At 51.3% G+C, this 16,808-nt stretch carries 17 protein-coding genes; all 17 read right to left on the reverse strand.

Features of this window, described 5'->3' with window-relative positions; translation table 11 throughout:
• Positions 1 to 357: 357 nt before the first annotated feature.
• Positions 358 to 1,986: a 2,3-bisphosphoglycerate-independent phosphoglycerate mutase gene (gpmI, locus tag PHH49_07040; GenBank protein ID MDD5488693.1), complete on the reverse strand. Its 1,629-nt coding sequence runs from the start codon at positions 1,984 to 1,986 to the stop codon at positions 358 to 360.
• A 141-nt stretch (positions 1,987 to 2,127) separates the two neighbouring features.
• The gene (locus tag PHH49_07045; protein ID MDD5488694.1) at positions 2,128 to 4,041 is read right to left on the reverse strand and encodes a CHASE2 domain-containing protein; all 1,914 of its coding nucleotides are present in this window, start codon (positions 4,039 to 4,041) and stop codon (positions 2,128 to 2,130) included.
• A 55-nt stretch (positions 4,042 to 4,096) separates the two neighbouring features.
• Positions 4,097 to 5,107 (reverse strand): hypothetical protein, encoded by a 1,011-nt coding sequence (locus tag PHH49_07050; GenBank protein ID MDD5488695.1) that lies wholly within the window; start codon positions 5,105 to 5,107, stop codon positions 4,097 to 4,099.
• Positions 5,108 to 5,169: 62 nt separating this feature from the next.
• Positions 5,170 to 5,973, reverse strand: a complete 804-nt coding sequence (locus PHH49_07055; protein MDD5488696.1) for a FecR family protein — start codon at positions 5,971 to 5,973, stop codon at positions 5,170 to 5,172.
• A 2-nt stretch (positions 5,974 to 5,975) separates the two neighbouring features.
• The gene (locus PHH49_07060) at positions 5,976 to 6,569 is read right to left on the reverse strand and encodes an MlaD family protein (protein MDD5488697.1); all 594 of its coding nucleotides are present in this window, start codon (positions 6,567 to 6,569) and stop codon (positions 5,976 to 5,978) included.
• 33 nt (positions 6,570 to 6,602) lie between these two features.
• Complete coding sequence (locus PHH49_07065; GenBank protein MDD5488698.1) at positions 6,603 to 7,403, reverse strand: ABC transporter ATP-binding protein; 801 nt, start codon at positions 7,401 to 7,403, stop codon at positions 6,603 to 6,605.
• 12 nt (positions 7,404 to 7,415) lie between these two features.
• Positions 7,416 to 8,213, reverse strand: coding sequence for an ABC transporter permease (locus PHH49_07070; GenBank protein ID MDD5488699.1), 798 nt, complete (start codon positions 8,211 to 8,213; stop codon positions 7,416 to 7,418).
• A 17-nt stretch (positions 8,214 to 8,230) separates the two neighbouring features.
• The gene (locus PHH49_07075) at positions 8,231 to 8,563 is read right to left on the reverse strand and encodes an STAS domain-containing protein (protein MDD5488700.1); all 333 of its coding nucleotides are present in this window, start codon (positions 8,561 to 8,563) and stop codon (positions 8,231 to 8,233) included.
• On the reverse strand, positions 8,554 to 8,982 hold the full coding sequence (locus tag PHH49_07080) for an ATP-binding protein (protein MDD5488701.1): 429 nt from the start codon (positions 8,980 to 8,982) through the stop codon (positions 8,554 to 8,556). The genes PHH49_07075 and PHH49_07080 overlap by 10 nt, the downstream gene beginning before the upstream one ends.
• A gap of 9 nt (positions 8,983 to 8,991) precedes the next feature.
• Positions 8,992 to 9,945 (reverse strand): acetyl-CoA carboxylase carboxyltransferase subunit alpha, encoded by a 954-nt coding sequence (locus tag PHH49_07085; GenBank protein MDD5488702.1) that lies wholly within the window; start codon positions 9,943 to 9,945, stop codon positions 8,992 to 8,994.
• Between the two features lies 1 nt (position 9,946).
• Entirely contained in the window at positions 9,947 to 10,975 is a 1,029-nt protein-coding gene (locus tag PHH49_07090; GenBank protein ID MDD5488703.1) for a L,D-transpeptidase family protein, read from the reverse strand.
• Positions 10,976 to 10,988: 13 nt separating this feature from the next.
• Positions 10,989 to 11,450, reverse strand: a complete 462-nt coding sequence (locus PHH49_07095) for a divergent PAP2 family protein (protein MDD5488704.1) — start codon at positions 11,448 to 11,450, stop codon at positions 10,989 to 10,991.
• Between the two features lie 149 nt (positions 11,451 to 11,599).
• The gene (gene folE / locus PHH49_07100) at positions 11,600 to 12,169 is read right to left on the reverse strand and encodes a GTP cyclohydrolase I FolE (GenBank protein ID MDD5488705.1); all 570 of its coding nucleotides are present in this window, start codon (positions 12,167 to 12,169) and stop codon (positions 11,600 to 11,602) included.
• A 53-nt stretch (positions 12,170 to 12,222) separates the two neighbouring features.
• On the reverse strand, positions 12,223 to 13,626 hold the full coding sequence (mnmE, locus tag PHH49_07105) for a tRNA uridine-5-carboxymethylaminomethyl(34) synthesis GTPase MnmE (GenBank protein MDD5488706.1): 1,404 nt from the start codon (positions 13,624 to 13,626) through the stop codon (positions 12,223 to 12,225).
• Positions 13,608 to 14,918 carry a bifunctional folylpolyglutamate synthase/dihydrofolate synthase gene (locus PHH49_07110; GenBank protein ID MDD5488707.1) on the reverse strand — a complete coding sequence of 437 codons (1,311 nt, stop codon included), beginning with the start codon at positions 14,916 to 14,918 and terminating at the stop codon, positions 13,608 to 13,610. The genes mnmE and PHH49_07110 overlap by 19 nt, the downstream gene beginning before the upstream one ends.
• A gap of 13 nt (positions 14,919 to 14,931) precedes the next feature.
• Positions 14,932 to 16,506, reverse strand: coding sequence for a bifunctional phosphoribosylaminoimidazolecarboxamide formyltransferase/IMP cyclohydrolase (gene purH / locus PHH49_07115; GenBank protein ID MDD5488708.1), 1,575 nt, complete (start codon positions 16,504 to 16,506; stop codon positions 14,932 to 14,934).
• A 32-nt stretch (positions 16,507 to 16,538) separates the two neighbouring features.
• On the reverse strand, positions 16,539 to 16,808 hold a 270-nt coding region (locus tag PHH49_07120), incomplete at its 5' end, for a hypothetical protein (GenBank protein MDD5488709.1).

Below are 16,808 nucleotides of genomic sequence, written 5' to 3' on the forward strand. Positions count from 1 at the left end.
CCGGCACCATTCTTTTCCGCTGTGCTACTTTCGTGCACAGCTTCCAAGAAATAGGTGTGGATAAGGGCCTGCGAAGCCACGGAGGTTCTTCTTTGTAAAGGCGAAGCAGCCCCCACCTCCGGCACCATTCTTTTCCGCTGTGCTACTTTCGTGCACAGCTTCCAAGAAATAGGTGTGGATAAGGGCCTGCGAAGCCACGGAGGTTCTTCTTTGTAAAGGCGAAGCAGCCCCCACCTCCGGCACCAACATATGACAAAAGCCCGGCCACGAATAATGGCCGGGCTTTTTTATATCGGTCGCAAGCCCACTCGATCAGCGCATGACACCGATTAAATCCTTTATCCTGAAAGGCTTATTTTATTTAAACTCAATAAGTGACGGGTCATAATCCGCCACGTTCTCATACCCCAAAAGGTTCAATATGGTCCCGGCTACGTTCGAAAGTCCCCTTTTCGCGAGATCGGCCATTTGATATTCACCTTTATATCCCGGATCAAATATCACAAATGGTACAGGATTGAGCGTATGAGCCGTTTTCATCTCTTTTTTCCCTTTTTTCATAGAGAACATCTCGTCCGAATTACCATGGTCCGCGGTAATGATCGCCACCCCGCCCAGCTCTTCAACTACCCTAAGCAGGGTATCAACACTTCTATCCACGGCCTCGACCGCTTTTATGACCGCGCCCGGCACAGCCGTATGCCCTACCATGTCGCCATTGGCGAAGTTCAGCCTGCCGAACCGGTATTCCCCGGTCCTTAAAAGCTCCTCAGTCTTTTCCGTTATTTCCCGCGCCTTCATCTCTGGCGCCTTATCGAATTGTATGCGGTCTGACGGTATCTCAATGTACGATTCAAGTTCAGGGCAGATGTACCCGGATTTATTCCCGTTCCAGAAATAAGTGACATGACCGAATTTCTGGGTCTCCGATATCGCGAACATCTTTATGTCCTCCGAACAAAGGTACTCACAGACCGTCCTGTCTATCTCCGGGGGAGACACAAGATACCGTGACGGGATATGGAGATCCCCGTCATATTCCATCATACCGGCAAAAAGCACGTCCGGGAAAACCTCCCTATCGAACTCCCTGAAATCCTTCTCGTCAAAAGCGCGGGATATTTCTATGGCCCTGTCGCCTCGAAAATTAAAGAACACCACGGCATCCCCGTCGGCTATCCTTCCTACAGGCTCGCCGTTGTCCGTGACCACGAACGAGTTCATATACTGGTCGGTCATGGAAGGGTCTTCCTTATAATAGGTCTCTACGGCTTCTTTTGCGGAAGCGAACTTCCTAGCCTTTCCCAACACATGAGCGTCCCATCCCCTTTTTACGACACTCCAGTCGGCGTTATAACGGTCCATGGTCGTTACCATACGCCCTCCTCCCGAAGCTATACGGTAATCGAACCCTTTATCGCGGTTAATGGCATATAATACTTTCTCCGTCATATCTATATAGGTAAGCGCCGATCTCTCTCCCACGTCTCTTCCGTCAAGCAGGATATGGACCCGTACCGTTCTTACGCCCTCGGAAGCGAGGCGTTCGATCATGGCGAAGAGTTGGTTTATGTTGGAGTGTACGTTGCCGTCCGACAAAAGACCGATAAAATGGAATTTCGACCCTTCTTTACGGGACCGGTCGACCAGGTCTTTCCATGTTCGGGACCCGAATATATCCCCGCTCTCTATGGACCTGTTGACCAGCTTAGCCCCCTGCGCGAACACCCTGCCCGCCCCTAGCGCGTTATGCCCTACTTCGCTGTTGCCCATATCTTCGTCCGACGGCAGGCCTACGGCGATACCATGCGCCTGCAGCTCAGTAAAGAACGGGCCCTTAAAAAGCCTGTCGAGGCAAGGGGTATCCGCCATATATACAGCGTTAGTCTCATCCGCTCGACCCAGGCCTATGCCATCCATTATTATCAAGAGAAGCGGGCCCTTTCTGGGCGTGAAACCTTTTATCTTTTCGAGCTTAAGCTCCATTTTTCCTCCTTATGCGGGAACCATATCGTGAACTAATATCAACTTCCGTGAATAATAACATAAAACCTGCCACAGGTCAAACACGGCGCGGCAAGCATATGTGCGAACGGCGTGGGAAGCGCGATAGAAGGGTTGGGGAGGTCACGTGCGGATGACCATGACCGTTATATCATCATGCTGTTTCGCCCTGCCGGCAAAACCTGATACGGCATCATGTATCTTTTTCACGGCTTTATCCGCGCTAAGCCCGCGTAAGGACCGGGCCAGGGATTCAAGCCTGTCCTCTCCGAACATCTGTCCGGCGGTATTCATGGCCTCGGTAACGCCATCCGTATAAAGAATGAAAATACATCCCGGCACATAGGTACGCGCATCCTCAGAAAAGAATGTTTCCATCATCCCCAAAGGCATTCCCTCTTCCACATCGAGCATATGCACCTGCCCCTGGGGGTCGACCATGATGGTAGGCATATGCCCGCCTATGGCGTACCGGACCGTTTTTGTCGCGGTATCGAAGATCATATAGGACAACGTGACAAAGAGACTGCTTGATGTCTCGGACAACCGGTTGTTCACTTTGGTCAGCACTTCCGATGGGGATCCTTTCTGTATGAACATATTGAACACACTTACGGCCTTGGCCATGTAAAGGGACGCCGGGACACCCTTGCCGGATACATCTCCCACCATAATACCCAGGCTATTATCATCAAGCTGCACTATATCATATAGGTCCCCGCCGACCTGCCGTGCCGTCCTCATCTCCACCGCGACATCCAGCCCGCCGACCGTCGGGATATTGGACGGCAGGAAACTCCGTTGTATCTCCTTGGCTATATTAAGTTCTTTCTCCATATGCTCGCGTTTCTGGGTCTCCGCCACGTATTTGTTGAACGTGAGGAATATGTAAAGTCCCGCCATGGTCGTTAACGGATAGAACACATCCACCCATATACCCCACACCATGAACAGGGCTATCGCGAACATACTGTAACAGACGGTTATCAGGAATATGGAGACAAGCGCGTATCTTTTCTGGCTGTTCCAGGTTATCAACCCCGTAAAAAGCCATACCAGAAGAAGCACCAGCATATTCCACCATCGGTTCAGCCTGCGAAGGAAAAACCCCTGCGATATACTGTTGTATACGCTGGCGTGGACCCCCACACCCGGGTATATGGACTCCAGTGGCGAAGGATGGGAATCGGGCGAAGCTGTCGCGGTAAGCCCGATGAAACATACGGCCCCCTTAAGCTCTTCCAGGTCCATTACCGGGTCCTGGTCCATTACGTCAGAAAGGTATGACTGTATTATGTCCACGTATGAATAATGCCGGAACGCCTTGCCCCATACCGCCGGATAATTCACCAGCATGGAAGAATCTTCATCCAGGGGTATCGTAAGGCGCGGCCCTACTTTAAGGCTTTTCCCCGGATATAATTTTACGTCACTGAAATCGTATCCCAGGGAATTTATCGCCGCGAGGACCGTAATATGCGAGTACAAGGCGCCTTCATACATCATTACGGGAGGGATCTTCCTGATCTTTCCGTCGATATCCGGTTCCACGTTGATGAAACCTGTTCCTTTTGCCTCGGAAGCGAGGACATCGATAAGTTCCGCCACGTACCCTGTCGGGCATAGCACCTTGCCGCCACGGCAAAGATCCCTCTGGAGGTCGAACACATAAGGTAGGTAAACATCTCCTGAATCCCTTATCGCGTCAGCGAATTTCCTGTCGCCCTCTTTCTCCTCGCTGAAAAATATATCGAATATGACCTCTTTTGCGCCCGCCGACCGGAGCGCCTTCACAAGAAGGGCGTGATAACTGCGCGCGAAAGGCCATTTGCCTATCTTCGCTATCGAGTCATCCCCGACCTCTATTATGACTATTTCATCCAGAGCCTTTACGGGAGGCCTCAATTTATACCTGAGGTCAAGAGTACTGAGCTCAAAGATGTCAAAAACGCGCGAATAGGAAAAGAAAAGGAAAGAAAAAAGCACAAGCGCGGATAATAATAGATATGCCGTTCTTGTCCTGGTCCGTTTTATCATAATGTCTTCAGGCGGGCCCTTCGCCCGCGGTAACGCCTAGGTCCGTCCCGGTGCCCTAGAAGCTATAGAACAACCCGCCGGAAATAACACTGCCTGAGTATTTCTGGAAAGGGTCGTTCGATTTATTATCGCTGTAAGAATAGGTAAGGCTCAGGGTCGCGTTCTTCGTCAGGTCATAATACACCGAGAGGCTGGCGATATAAGTCCTGTCGCTTTCCCTTGTGCCGCTGTCCGTCGTGATCCTTCTGTCCTTATATCTCGTGTATTTATAGACCAGGCTCGCGTCAAGATAGAACCTTTCCGTCATAAAGAACATAAGTGACGGCTTTATCCTGTACTGCCAGAAATCATAATATTCCCTGTACGTATAGTTGGAGTCGTTCCGGCTGTACTCGTTGCTCAGCCTCGCATACACCCTGTCGCCGCGTGCCGCCAGATTATACCTGACACGGTACCTGTCATCCGTCCTGTCGTTGTCCGATACCGTAAGATCATCCAGGACGACCTTGTTGTCCGGATACCATCTCTTTACATACTCGAACCCCAGCTCATGATAGCCCCAGTTAACGGGATAATGCCGCAGATAATTGGACAGCACTATACCCGAATAAGAGTTCTCTTTTTCACCGGGATACAGGAACTGATCGTATATTACCCGGCTTTTCAGAACAACATCCGTTATCACATCCAGGTCGAAACCTATATACGGGGCAATATCGATTATATTGTTGCTGTTCCGGTTGTAGTAAATGCTCTCGAACGTATCAACTCCCGCCATAAGCCTTACGCCGTCGAACTGTTTGTATTTTATATCCAGGTTCGCGGTGGTCTGGAGAAAAGCGTCTTCGTGTTTTTTCGAGTCCAGGTCGACATTACTGTCGTATCCCTGCTGGACATCGATGAACCCGCTTATTTCGGTCATATCGCCAAAAGACGGCGCTTTCGATGCGGCCAGCGCTTCCGGCACTTGAGCCGTGTCCGCGGACGCGTACCTGTCCTTCACGTCCTCGTCCAGGGCGAAAGACACCCGACCTGACGACAAGGCACAAAGTACTACCGTAAGCATAAACAAAATAACACGTTTATGTGATCTGAGCACGTCCACCTCCACTTTTGTTTAGGAACATCCTACTCCCCGACCTCTAGCCTGGGGGTCTCCACGTTCGAACTCGGACGATTATCCTTAATATCATCTATCCTTTTATTATCCCTCTTCTCCTGCACGCTATCCATGCGATTCTCCGTTAAATTGGAACGGGCCTCTCCAAGTCGCCCCATTTTATCGAATTTATTGCCTGGCCTGCCGTTATTACTGGATCTGGCTTTCTCCTTAAGCTTATTCATCTCATCGGCGGTCATCTTGACCTTAGTTCCGGGTTTCTCGAACCTTTTTACCGCAAGCTTATACCCCTGTTCGACCCACTTCTCGTCTTCCATGACGGACCCGTCCTGCTTTACGCCGCGGACAAAGACCGTACTTTCGAATACCTGCACACTGGTAGTATCATCGTGTACATCCATCCCAAAGTCGGTGCCTCTGGCTCCGCAGACAGCGTTCGGCGTTCTTACGCGGAACGCCTCGCCTTTTTTCAGGTTCCTGAGAAGGGCTATGAGCTCACCTTCCACAAGTTCTATTTTGTCGGAAGACGACAGTTTTATGACCACATCACTTTTCTCCCCGACCCTTATGGTATTGTTCTTAGCCCGGTCGAAGGCTATCTCCACATACGATTCCTTGCCCGTGACTATCCCGTAATCCGCGGAAAGGAACATACCCGGGGAACATGCCACGGCGGCATTCTGTCCGGCGGGCATGATCTTGACGTCGCCGGCGTAAGAAACGACTACCACCTTGTCCGCCATGGCCCACGCGCACATAGCTCCGCACACTATCAAGCAAACTGTCATAATGGATATTATGGTCTTCTTCATGATCATTCTCCTTTAAAAAGAAGTTTCCACGGATGTTTCTTAAGGTCGGCGCTGAATTCCTTGAAATTCTCCGTGGTATCCTCGAGGTTGGATACTATACTGTCCACACCCTTTTTGTTATCCGCCACCAGTTCTTTTACCTGTACCAGTATGTTATTAAGGTTATCGGCGATCATGTCGGCTTTTTTCATGATAAGCCTCATCTGCACGGGATCTTCGCTGGCTATTATACTCCCTGCTTCGGCGAATTTATCGGAAGTCCCGGGCGTTATACCTATATACGCGTCCCCGACGAAACCGGCAGTACCTATATACGCGGTGGAATCATTCCTCAAGCGGGCATCCTCATTGATCTCCAGCACACATTTCACCTTGGTTCCTTCCTCGTAAATGAATTCCAAGGCCTTGAGCCGCCCCACCTCCACGCCTGAAAGTTTCACCACGGCATCCGACTGGAGGTCCCCCGCGTAAACGAAATATGTTTCGACGGTATATGTCTTGCTCCTGAAATCGGCCGTTTTAATGAAGAACAGTACGGTTACAGCCGCCGCGAGCAAAATGACCATCCCGGCTTTTATCTCGTTAGGTATCCTCATATGCTATCTCCTTTTCGGTTTTTAAAGGATCATTCACTGCGTTAGTGTTTCCAGGTAATCGTCCTTCTGCTGGAAGAACCGTATCGGGCCGTCATAACTCCCGCTTATGAACTGCTGGACCATATCGTTCGCCGAGTTCTTTATTTCATCGGGAGTGCCTATCTCAAGCACACGTCCCTCATACAGCATCGCTATCCTGTCCGCTATCGACATAACGCTTTTCATGTCATGCGTGACCACGACACTGGTTATGGAAAGCTTCTTCGAAAGGTCTATGATCAATTTATCTATAACTGCCGCTACTATGGGGTCCAGCCCGGCGGTAGGCTCGTCATAAAAGACTATCTGCGGATCCATGGCTATGGCCCTGGCGAGACCGACCCTTTTTCTCATGCCACCGGACAACTCGCTCGGCATCAGGTCCTCAAACCCCCTGAGACCGACCAGTTCAAGCTTCATCTTCACAATGATGTCTATAACGCTTTTTTCAAGCCGTGTATGCTCCCTGAGGGGAAGACTGACATTTTCGGCGACGTTCATGGAATCAAAGAGCGCCGAAGACTGGAATGACATCCCTATCTTCTTGCGTACTTCGTCCAGTTCACCCCCATATGAATCCGTTATATCCTTCCCCAGAAGGAATACCCTGCCTGACGTAGGTTTAAGGTTCCCTATCATGTGCCGCAGCAGCGTGCTTTTCCCGCATCCCGACCCGCCCATTATTACAAAGGTCTCACCTCTGTACACCTCGAGGTTTATACCATTGAGGACGGTCCTGTTCCCGAACTTACGCACCAGTTCCTTTATCTCTATAAGTGTTTCTCTTCCTTCCATGTCCGTTCTCTCCTACATGTTGGCGAAAAAGAATATCCCGGTTATAAGACAATCGAACAGGATGATAAGTATGAAACTTATGACCACGCTCATGGTCGTCGATTTTCCGACTCCTTCGGCCCCGCCTGAAGTAGAAAGCCCGACATAACAGGATACCATTGATATCACTATTGCGAACATCCCACTTTTAACGAGTCCGGTCCATACATCCTTCCATGTCATGAAATTGAACGAGAACGTCAGATACCTGAACTGGTTGATCTTCAGGTTGAGCACCCCGACCAGCATCCCGCCCAGTATACCTGTTAGATCGCTTATTATCGTAAGACACGGCAACATTATAAAAAGTGCCAGGAAACGCGGGACCACAAGGAACCTGACCGGATCGAGCGCGAGCGTTTCCAGGGCCTCTATCTGCTCGGAGACCTTCATCGTACCGAGTTCCGCCGCGATCGCGGATCCCACGCGTCCCGCCACGACCAGGGCGGTGAATACCGGCCCAAGCTCACGGGCCATGCTAACGGCCACCATGGGCGCGACATATATGATAGCGCCCAGCTGTTTCAGCTGGTAAGCGCTCTGCATGGCTATGACAATGCCCGTAAAGAACGAAACAAAAAAAACTATGACCAGCGACTGCACCCCGGCGAACACCATCTGCTGGAAGATGCTCTGGCGGCTCGTAGCCTTTCCCCTGAAAACCCCGGTGAACAACCAGTTCAGGGTGTCCATAAAGAGAGCCAATACCCCGGTCATGGCGTCTGTCACGTTCATGGCGATCCGACCTAGCGTTGCTACTGGGTTCTTCATCCATATCCCTCTCGGCGTTAGAATGAGTTTATGGCGCTTGCCTCGTCCTGCACTATATCAAACAATTTGTTGAGCTTGGTTATCTCGAAAAGACCGGAGATCTTATCGGAAAGATCACTTATCTTCATCTTCCCGCCGTAAGACCTGAGGTTCTTGAGCACCTCTACCAAAGTAGCGAGTCCGGAACTGTCGATATAAGAAACTTCGCGAAGGTTCATCACGACCTTCTTCTGTTTACCCGCCATGGCCTTATCTATCTCTTTCTTCATTTCTGGTGACGTCTCTATGTCTATGTTCCCGGCTATCTTAAATACCGAAACGTCGCCCTTTTGTTCTAATCTTACCTGCATAAAACCCTCCGTCCCTCATTTTTATCACAGAACATCTTGACCATTCTGACCTTTTTCCCGTTATTCTCATATATGACCTCATCCATCAGTTTTTTGATAAGGAAAACTCCCCTTCCACCCTCTCTCAGGAGGTTACGTTCAAGGGTAGGGTCCGGCAACGAATCCGGATCGAACCCGCTACCTTCATCCTCAATGGATATGACCACATATTGCTCGCGCATATCGGCTTCCACTTTTACTTTTTTCCCGGGGTCCAACCGGTTTCCATGGATCATGGCGTTCCGCAGAGCTTCCTCGAAGGCCAGACGCACATCGAACACTATCTCCTCTTTCACTTTCATGTTCTTAAGTTCCTCGACCAGCTGTCGGCTTATATCCTTGAGCATGGCCACGTCATTCTTAAGAATAGCCTTTATCATGGTATTTTATTACTCCTTGTACACTCCAATGGACCTGTATTTCTCATACCTTTGATCGAGAAGCTCGTCTACCGGTATCGCGGCAAGTTCATCCAATGTGGTTAAAAGTGTCTTCTTGAGCTCCTCCGCGGCGGTAGTCGGGTTCCTGTGCGCCCCGCCCAGCGGTTCCTTGACCATCCCGTCGATTATCCCGAGCTTTATGAGTTCCGGCGCCGTAAGGTTGAGCGCTTCGGCGGCCGCGGGCGTCTTCGATCCCTCCCGCCACAATATCGCCGCACACCCCTCGGGTGATATCACCGAATAATACGCGTTCTCCATGACGAATATCCTGTCGCCGACGCCGATACCAAGGGCCCCGCCAGAACCACCTTCTCCTATGACCGTCACGATTATCGGCACCTTTATCCCGGACATCTCCCGCAGGTTATACGCTATAGCTTCCGCCTGCCCGCGTTCTTCCGCCCCGATACCCGGATAAGCGCCGGGCGTGTCTATGAACGCGACTATAGGAACATTATATTTTTCGGCCATACGCATGGCCCTCATCGCCTTGCGGTACCCTTCAGGATGGGCGCACCCGAAATTCCTTTCCAGGTTCTCTTTCATGTCACGCCCTTTTTGATGCCCCAGCAGCATTATCTTATGGTCATCTATCCTGGCAAGTCCGCATATCAGCGCCTTGTCGTCCGAAAAATGCCGGTCACCGTGTATCTGGATGAAGTCCGTTGTTATCATCCTTATATAATCCAGCGTATACGGCCTGTCGGGATGTCTTGAGAGCTGTACCCTCTGCCACGACGTAATATTGTCGAATATGCTCTTTTTGAGCTTCTCGAGCCTTTCGTTCAGGCGCTTGATCTCATCGGCTATGTCGATATTCTCGTCGCTGGTGAACTTCTTGAGTTCCGCGATCTTTTTTTCCAGTTCTACCACTGGTTTTTCAAAATCGAGTACTATACCCATATTAAGATGTTCCCGTCCCTTTCTCGTCTTTTGGGGCAGCTTCGGCCGTTTGCGGCGCCGGGATATCCCGCGGCCGGGCCTCGGTCCACATATCGTCCACGCTGTCTTTTATAACGACTTCCGTGCCGCTTGGGACTATGTTGAACAGTTCGATCACGTCCTTATTATACATACGCACACAGCCCTGTGTCACCTGGTTACCTATGGTACTTTCGTCCGACGTCCCATGTATCCCATAGCCCTGGGCCGAAAGCCCCATCCATCTTTCCCCAAGTTCGTATTCCTTGCTGTCGGGCGCCACTACCGCGTTCACTTTATACCATACTGGTTTCACCATTTTTTCTTCTATCTTGAACACGCCGACAGGCGTACTGTTGTCTTTCCCCGTAGATACCGTATACAGTTTGAAAGGTTTCCCGTCCTTCCTGAGAAGCAAACGGTTGTTCTTTTTGTCCACCAGTATCGAGAATTTCGCGATAACTATCTTGAGCTTCTGTCCTGGGTGTATCACGTCCCCCTGGAGACCATTGACCATCTTTATAAGGTCTATCGTTGTCCCGAACCTGCGCGCTATGGCAAAAAGCGAATCCCCGCTTTTTACCACATATTCCACGCTATCGCCGGTCATCCCGGGAGCCTTCAACGTATCCAGGCTAAGACCGCCAAGACGTTCTATGATCTTATCCGAGTTCTTTGTGCCGGGGAATTCGTCCAGCAAGCGGTTATAATAATACGTTTCCTTCTCAAGGTCGCCCATTTTACCGTACATCGCGCCCAGTTCATTAAGCGCAAGCTCCGCGTAACTTGACCCGGGGTATTTGTTGACGACCGTGATAAAAGCGGTTATGGCCTTCTGGTCATCCTTCGCTTTCATTGAATCAACGGCCCGGTTATATATCAACCTGGCTTTATCGACCTTGTTCTCACAGAATGTCCTGGGACTTTTATCCATCGTCAGGATGAACGATATGGCTGTCAGGGTAGCGGCGATAAGGACCGCCGCTATCAATATGATCCTTCTCTTGTCCAATCCGGTCCCTCTCTTAAACGAAATAATGTATCAAAAAAGCCACGGCTATCCCTATACCTATTCCGGCAAATACCTGTATCGGGGTGTGCCCGACAAGCTCTTTAAGCCGGTCTTCCTGTATCCTGTGCTTCCAGAATATGTCGTCCATCATCTTGTTCAATATCTCCGCCTGTTGCCCTGTAGCCCTTCTTACCCCCTGCGCGTCTGAAATGACCACTACGGTGAACATGAGGGTTACGGCGAAAAGAGCGGTCCCGACCCCTTCGGTCAAACCTACTGCTGTTGCCATAGCCGTAGCTCCGGCGGCATGTGAACTGGGCATCCCGCCGGTCCCCACGAACCACTTGAAATTGAACCTCTTCTCCCGAAGGACACCCGCTACCACTTTAATGGTCTGCGCGGTGAACCACCCGAAAAAGGTTATCGCTACAACTTGGTTATGGACGAACTGTAAAAATATATTTTCTTCTCCCATATGCCTCCACGGGATATAACACATTATTGCACAGCGGGTTACAACGCTTGCTGGACTGGTTTAGTGAATTATATTATATCTTAATATAAATTGCAATATAATACCTCTTAAGCTGGCCTTCGCGCCTTACCGGATAGGTACGTTCTTCCCTACCCCCGGGGGTACCCGATAAGGGCCAGGGCTTCCGACCTCGTCTTCTGGCTTGTCCTGAATATCCCCTTTACGGCACTAGTGGTCGTTACCGTACCCGGCTTTTTCACTCCCCTCATGCTCATGCACAGATGTTCCGCCTCTATTACCACAAGTACGCCTTTGGGGTTCAGTTTGTTCATTATGGCCGAAGCTATCTGCGTCGTAAGCCTTTCCTGCACCTGGAGTTTCCTGGACAGGATATCCACCACCCTGGCGATCTTACTAAGCCCGGTTATACGGTTCTCCGAGGGTATATACGCCACGTGTGCCTTCCCCAGGAAGGGCACTAGATGATGTTCACATACGGAATACAGCGGAATGTTCTTCAGGAGGATTATCTCATCGTGCTCCTCTTCCTCAAAGACCACCTTTATCTCTTCCTCGGCGTTCCTGTTCATGCCGAATAATATCTCCTCATACATGTCGGCTACACGCCTTGGGGTCTCCCTGAGACCTTCTCGGTCGGGATCATCCCCTATCGCTTCAAGTATATCCCTTACGGCTTTCCTTATCTTTTCCTTATCCATGACTTCTCCTTGCTCTTGATGGGCGCCCGCGTGGCGGAGTCCCGAAGTACACATCATTTCCCGATACAGAACGACGAGAATATCCGGTCCAGGACCTCATCGTCCGCGGTCTCCCCCGTTATCATGCCTAGATGATACAACACGTCGTTAAGATCGCTCGACACGAGCTCTCCGTTATATCCTTCCCCGGAATGGCCTACAGCCCTTTCCAGACAAGAATACGCGCTTTCCAACGACTGTTTGTGCCGTATATTCGTGACCATGCGCGCGCCGGTCGTATCCTGCCCGGGCCCGGCAAGAGCCTCGGCTATAGCGTCTTCCAGGGCCTCCAGGCCCGTCCGGCACAGCACGGATACACGTAATATCCCGCGGCCGAACGCCTTCTCCGCTTTCCCGGTATCCAGCGCGGGAGGAAGATCGCACTTATTAGCGGCTATGACCATGTTCTTTTCTTTTATCCGGTCGAATATCTCCATATCCTTCTCGTCCAGGGGCCTGGACATATCAAGCATGAACACCACCATATCGGAAGAGACCAGCTTCTCCATGGACCTTTTTATGCCTTCCAGTTCCACCCTGTCCTTCGTATCCATAATGCCCGCGGTATCCGATATCCTTGTCTTCACCCCCGCTATTTCTATTGACTCTTCCACGACATCCCGCGTTGTCCCCGCTATGGGGGTGACTATTACCCTGTCATGCCGCAAAAGGGCGTTCATCAGGCTGGACTTACCCACATTTGGCCTGCCACAGATAACAACACTGGCCCCGTGCCTTAATATCATGCCCTTATCGGCAGTATCAAGCATACCCCCGATATCAGACTTGACCTGTTTTATCTCACCCGAGATGCCGCTTGTCTCGGGGAACTCCACGTCCTCGGCGGAAAAATCCAGGGTAAGCTCTATTTTGGAGATAATATCCAGTATCCTGTCCCTGATCCTGTTTATCTCCCCGGAAAACCCGCCACTCATGTGTTCAAGGGCTATTTTGCCCGATATCTCTGTCTCTGACTGTATAACGTCCAGTACGGCCTCCGCCTGCGACAGGTCAAGTCGGCCGTTCAGGAACGCTCTTTTAGTGAACTCCCCGGGTTCGGCCAATCTAGCGCCGTTGGACATGCATAGCTCAAGCACTTTTTTCAGGGGCGCCTTCCCCCCGTGGCAGTTTATTTCCACTACATCCTCGGTGGTATAACTTCTGGGCGCCCTCATGACCACGGCCAGCACTTCATCTACGATATGTCCGGACTTCGGGCACCTGATATGTCCGTAACGCACCGAATGGCTCGGGACAGACGATAGCTTACTCCCTGCAGGGCCGTGGAACAACCTGTCCGCCACAAGCAACGCGTCCTTGCCGCTTATGCGCACTATACCGATCCCCCCACTGCCAATAGGCGTGGAGATAGCCGCTATAGTGTCCCCGTCCACTGTCCCTATTCCTCGACGCCGCATTTTTCTCTCCTGAGGACCATCTCCCGTATCTCCCCAACCAGGAAAAAAGAACCCGTGACAACGATAAGGTCCTTTTTGCCTGCCCGGGAAAAAGCCCGCCCCATGGCCTCCCTGGCATCCCCGGTCATTATCACATCATTCACACCACTTATATATCCCCTTATTATTGATGGGTCCATGGCTCTTTTGACAGAAGCTTTCGTCAATATCACGGTGTCAGCCAGTCCTCCCAGCCCATCGCAAAAACGCCTTACATCCTTATCGGACGACAACCCGACCACCAGTATAAGCCGGTCGTACTTCATGATGCTCTGTATCGACCGTTTCAGGACCTCGGCGCTGTGTCCGTTCTGGGCTCCATCTATAAGCATCACGGGATCACGCGTTATGACCTCGAACCGGCCGGGAATGAAAGCTTTTTCTATGCCTGATATTACCTGTACCGTTCCAAGCCCCTTCCCGCCCGCGAATTCCTCACATGCCCCCACGGCCAGGGCGGCATTCTCCGGCTGGAACATCCCGGCCAGGCCGGTGATACAATCATTGTAGACAGCGTAAGATGTCCTTATATCGAACCTGGAACCGGTGCTGGTCCGCTCTTTTATCGTCCAGGCCATATCTTCACCGGCAAAACGCGGCCGTATGCCCTGCTGGTCACATCGTTCCTCTAACACCTTTCTGGCTTCCGGCATCTGGATGGCACTCACACATCTGGTCCCTTTCTTTATTATCGCGGCCTTTTCCCCCGCTATCGACCCGAGGTCTTTACCAAGGAACTCCATATGATCGTAGCTTACCGGTGTAATGACGCATACTGACGGCATGATCACATTGGTAGCGTCATACCTCCCGCCCATACCGACCTCGAGAACAGCCGCGTCAACGTCCCTGTCCCGGAAATAAAGCATGGCTATCAAGGTGAACGCCTCGAAGTACGATATCCCGTCCCCGTTCAAGGCTTCAATTAAACACCTGGTCATCCGGCACATATCTTCTTCGGATATATATTCCCCTTCGACCACGATCCTTTCCCTCGGGTCCGATATGTGCGGCGAGGTAAAAAGACCTGTTCTTTTCCCGGAAGACCCAAGAATGGACGCTATGTAAGTGCATACGGACCCCTTGCCCTTGGTCCCGGCCACATGGATACTCTGATATCCCCTTTCGGGAGACCCCAGGTGTTCGAGTATACGCGTCACCTTATCCAGCCTGAAAGGATATCGCGCCGTACCGGCTCTTTCGTAATTCGAAAGGGAATCGAGAAAAGTCAAGACATCCTGATAATTACGCATTTTAAATGTGGGCCTAATGTTTGAAGTGCCTCATCCCGGTAAATACCATCGGTATACCGAAAGCATCGCACGCGTCTATTACTTCCTGGTCGCGGATGGACCCTCCCGGCTGTATAATACCGGCTATTCCGGCATTATGGGCTTCCTCAACGGAATCAGCCTTTGGAAAGAACGCGTCACTGACCATGACCGACCCCTTTGCCCTCGGACCGGCTTTACGTATGGCTATCATAGCGGAATCCACCCGGGACATCTGCCCCGCTCCTATCCCGACCGTAGAGGTTCCCTTGCAAAGGACTATAGCGTTACTTTTTACATACTTTATGATCTTCCACCCGAAAAGCATCGATCTTATCATGTCCTCGGTCGGCGTTTTTTTCGTGGCGACCTTGAGCTCCGCCCGGGCGATCTTCCCGTTATCCCGATATTGTACCAGCATCCCTCCGGGTATTTTTTTGATATCCAAAGGTGTTCTACCGTTCTCCGCGCGCACCAGGTCGCACCTGACCACCCGCAAGTTCTTCTTGGCGGAGAAAACACCAAGGGCTTCCTTGTCGAAATCCGGGGCTATTATACATTCGACGAAATCCGCTTCGCTCATTATCACGCCGGCCGTCTTTCCGTCTATATCGCGGTTCGCCCCGATTATACTGCCGAACGCGCTCAGCCTGTCACAATCGAGCGCGGACAGATATGCCCGTGGTATATCCTCATCCGCCGCCAGACCGCATGGGTTGTTATGTTTCACTATGCTCACCGCGGGACTCTCGATAGCGCTTACCATCTCCAGTGCCGCCGAGAGGTCCATTATGTTGTTGAAGGACAGCTCTTTGCCCTGTAATTTTTCCGCGCCGGTAAGACCGCGGCATTCGGATATATCGTCCGCGTAGAAAGCCGCCGGCTGGTGCGGGTTCTCCCCGTAGCGAAGTCCGGATACCTTTTTCAGGTTGATGCTCATGGTCTCGGGAAGGGGGCCGCTATCCTCAGGCCGGGTATCACCCTGACCGGAAAGATATTCAAAGATCGCCTTGTCGTATCCCGCCGTCAACTTGAAAACACGTTCGGCCAGTTTACGTAAAGTACCTTCCCCGATCTCTCCCCCGGAAGACAACATCTCGGCGAGTATACCCTTATATTGCTCCGGGGAACTTACGACCGCCACATATTTATGGTTCTTAGCCGCGCTCCTCAGCATGGACGGTCCGCCTATATCTATGTTCTCTATGGCTTCTTCCAGCGTGACCCCTTTTCTGGCCACGGTGCTCTCGAACGGATAGAGGTTCACGACCACCATATCGATCGGCAATATACCTGCCTTTTCAGCCTGGGCCTTATGGTCTTCATTATCCCGGACAAAAAGGAGCCCCCCATGTATCTTTGGATGGAGCGTTTTGACCCTGCCGTCCATCATCTCGGGAAAACCCGTATGATCAGAGACCTCCGTAACGGCTATGCCCTGTTTCCTTATAAGATCGGCCGTACCACCCGTGGAAAGTATCTCCACACCCAGGTCGTCCAGTCCTTTCGCCAGCTCATCAAGCCCGCTTTTATCCGATACGCTTATCAATGCCCTTTTTATCCTGGCCATCTCTCTCCATTCGTTTTCCCGGGCCGCCCGGGTCAGACCCGCAGCGCCTTTATCTTCAGCCTCAACATTTCCACATCTTTCTTGAGAGCGTCCATGCCCTCAAGCGTGTTCTCTTTCTTTTTCATAAGGTCCGCAAGCCTGTCGTTCCATGTCTGGAGTTCAGACTGGGTAAGGGACAGGTTCTCTTTCTTGCCAAGAAGCGCCTCTATCTCTTTTATATCCTTCATGATGTCGTTCAGCTCAAGGTCCTTTATCCGGTACCCGCTCCTGGCCTCCATCAGTTCCTTTTCAAGCTGCCTGAT

This window comes from Candidatus Omnitrophota bacterium (assembly GCA_028715965.1).
Lineage (GTDB): Bacteria > Omnitrophota > Gorgyraeia > Tantalellales > Tantalellaceae > JAQUQS01.

Bases quoted from the DNA above. Each gene is read 5' to 3' on its own strand.
- PHH49_07070 (MDD5488699.1), bottom strand. From the start codon at position 8,213: ATGAAGAACCCAGTAGCAACGCTAGGTCGGATCGCCATGAACGTGACA.
- PHH49_07085 (MDD5488702.1), bottom strand. From the start codon at position 9,945: ATGGGTATAGTACTCGATTTTGAAAAACCAGTGGTAGAACTGGAAAAA.
- PHH49_07080 (MDD5488701.1), bottom strand. From the start codon at position 8,982: ATGATAAAGGCTATTCTTAAGAATGACGTGGCCATGCTCAAGGATATA.
- PHH49_07095 (MDD5488704.1), bottom strand. From the start codon at position 11,450: ATGGGAGAAGAAAATATATTTTTACAGTTCGTCCATAACCAAGTTGTA.
- PHH49_07065 (MDD5488698.1), bottom strand. From the start codon at position 7,403: ATGGAAGGAAGAGAAACACTTATAGAGATAAAGGAACTGGTGCGTAAG.
- purH (MDD5488708.1), bottom strand. From the start codon at position 16,506: ATGGCCAGGATAAAAAGGGCATTGATAAGCGTATCGGATAAAAGCGGG.
- PHH49_07045 (MDD5488694.1), bottom strand. From the start codon at position 4,041: ATGATAAAACGGACCAGGACAAGAACGGCATATCTATTATTATCCGCG.
- PHH49_07075 (MDD5488700.1), bottom strand. From the start codon at position 8,563: ATGCAGGTAAGATTAGAACAAAAGGGCGACGTTTCGGTATTTAAGATA.
- PHH49_07110 (MDD5488707.1), bottom strand. From the start codon at position 14,918: ATGCGTAATTATCAGGATGTCTTGACTTTTCTCGATTCCCTTTCGAAT.
- folE (MDD5488705.1), bottom strand. From the start codon at position 12,169: ATGGATAAGGAAAAGATAAGGAAAGCCGTAAGGGATATACTTGAAGCG.
- PHH49_07050 (MDD5488695.1), bottom strand. From the start codon at position 5,107: ATGCTTACGGTAGTACTTTGTGCCTTGTCGTCAGGTCGGGTGTCTTTC.
- mnmE (MDD5488706.1), bottom strand. From the start codon at position 13,626: ATGCGGCGTCGAGGAATAGGGACAGTGGACGGGGACACTATAGCGGCT.
- PHH49_07055 (MDD5488696.1), bottom strand. From the start codon at position 5,973: ATGAAGAAGACCATAATATCCATTATGACAGTTTGCTTGATAGTGTGC.
- PHH49_07060 (MDD5488697.1), bottom strand. From the start codon at position 6,569: ATGAGGATACCTAACGAGATAAAAGCCGGGATGGTCATTTTGCTCGCG.
- gpmI (MDD5488693.1), bottom strand. From the start codon at position 1,986: ATGGAGCTTAAGCTCGAAAAGATAAAAGGTTTCACGCCCAGAAAGGGC.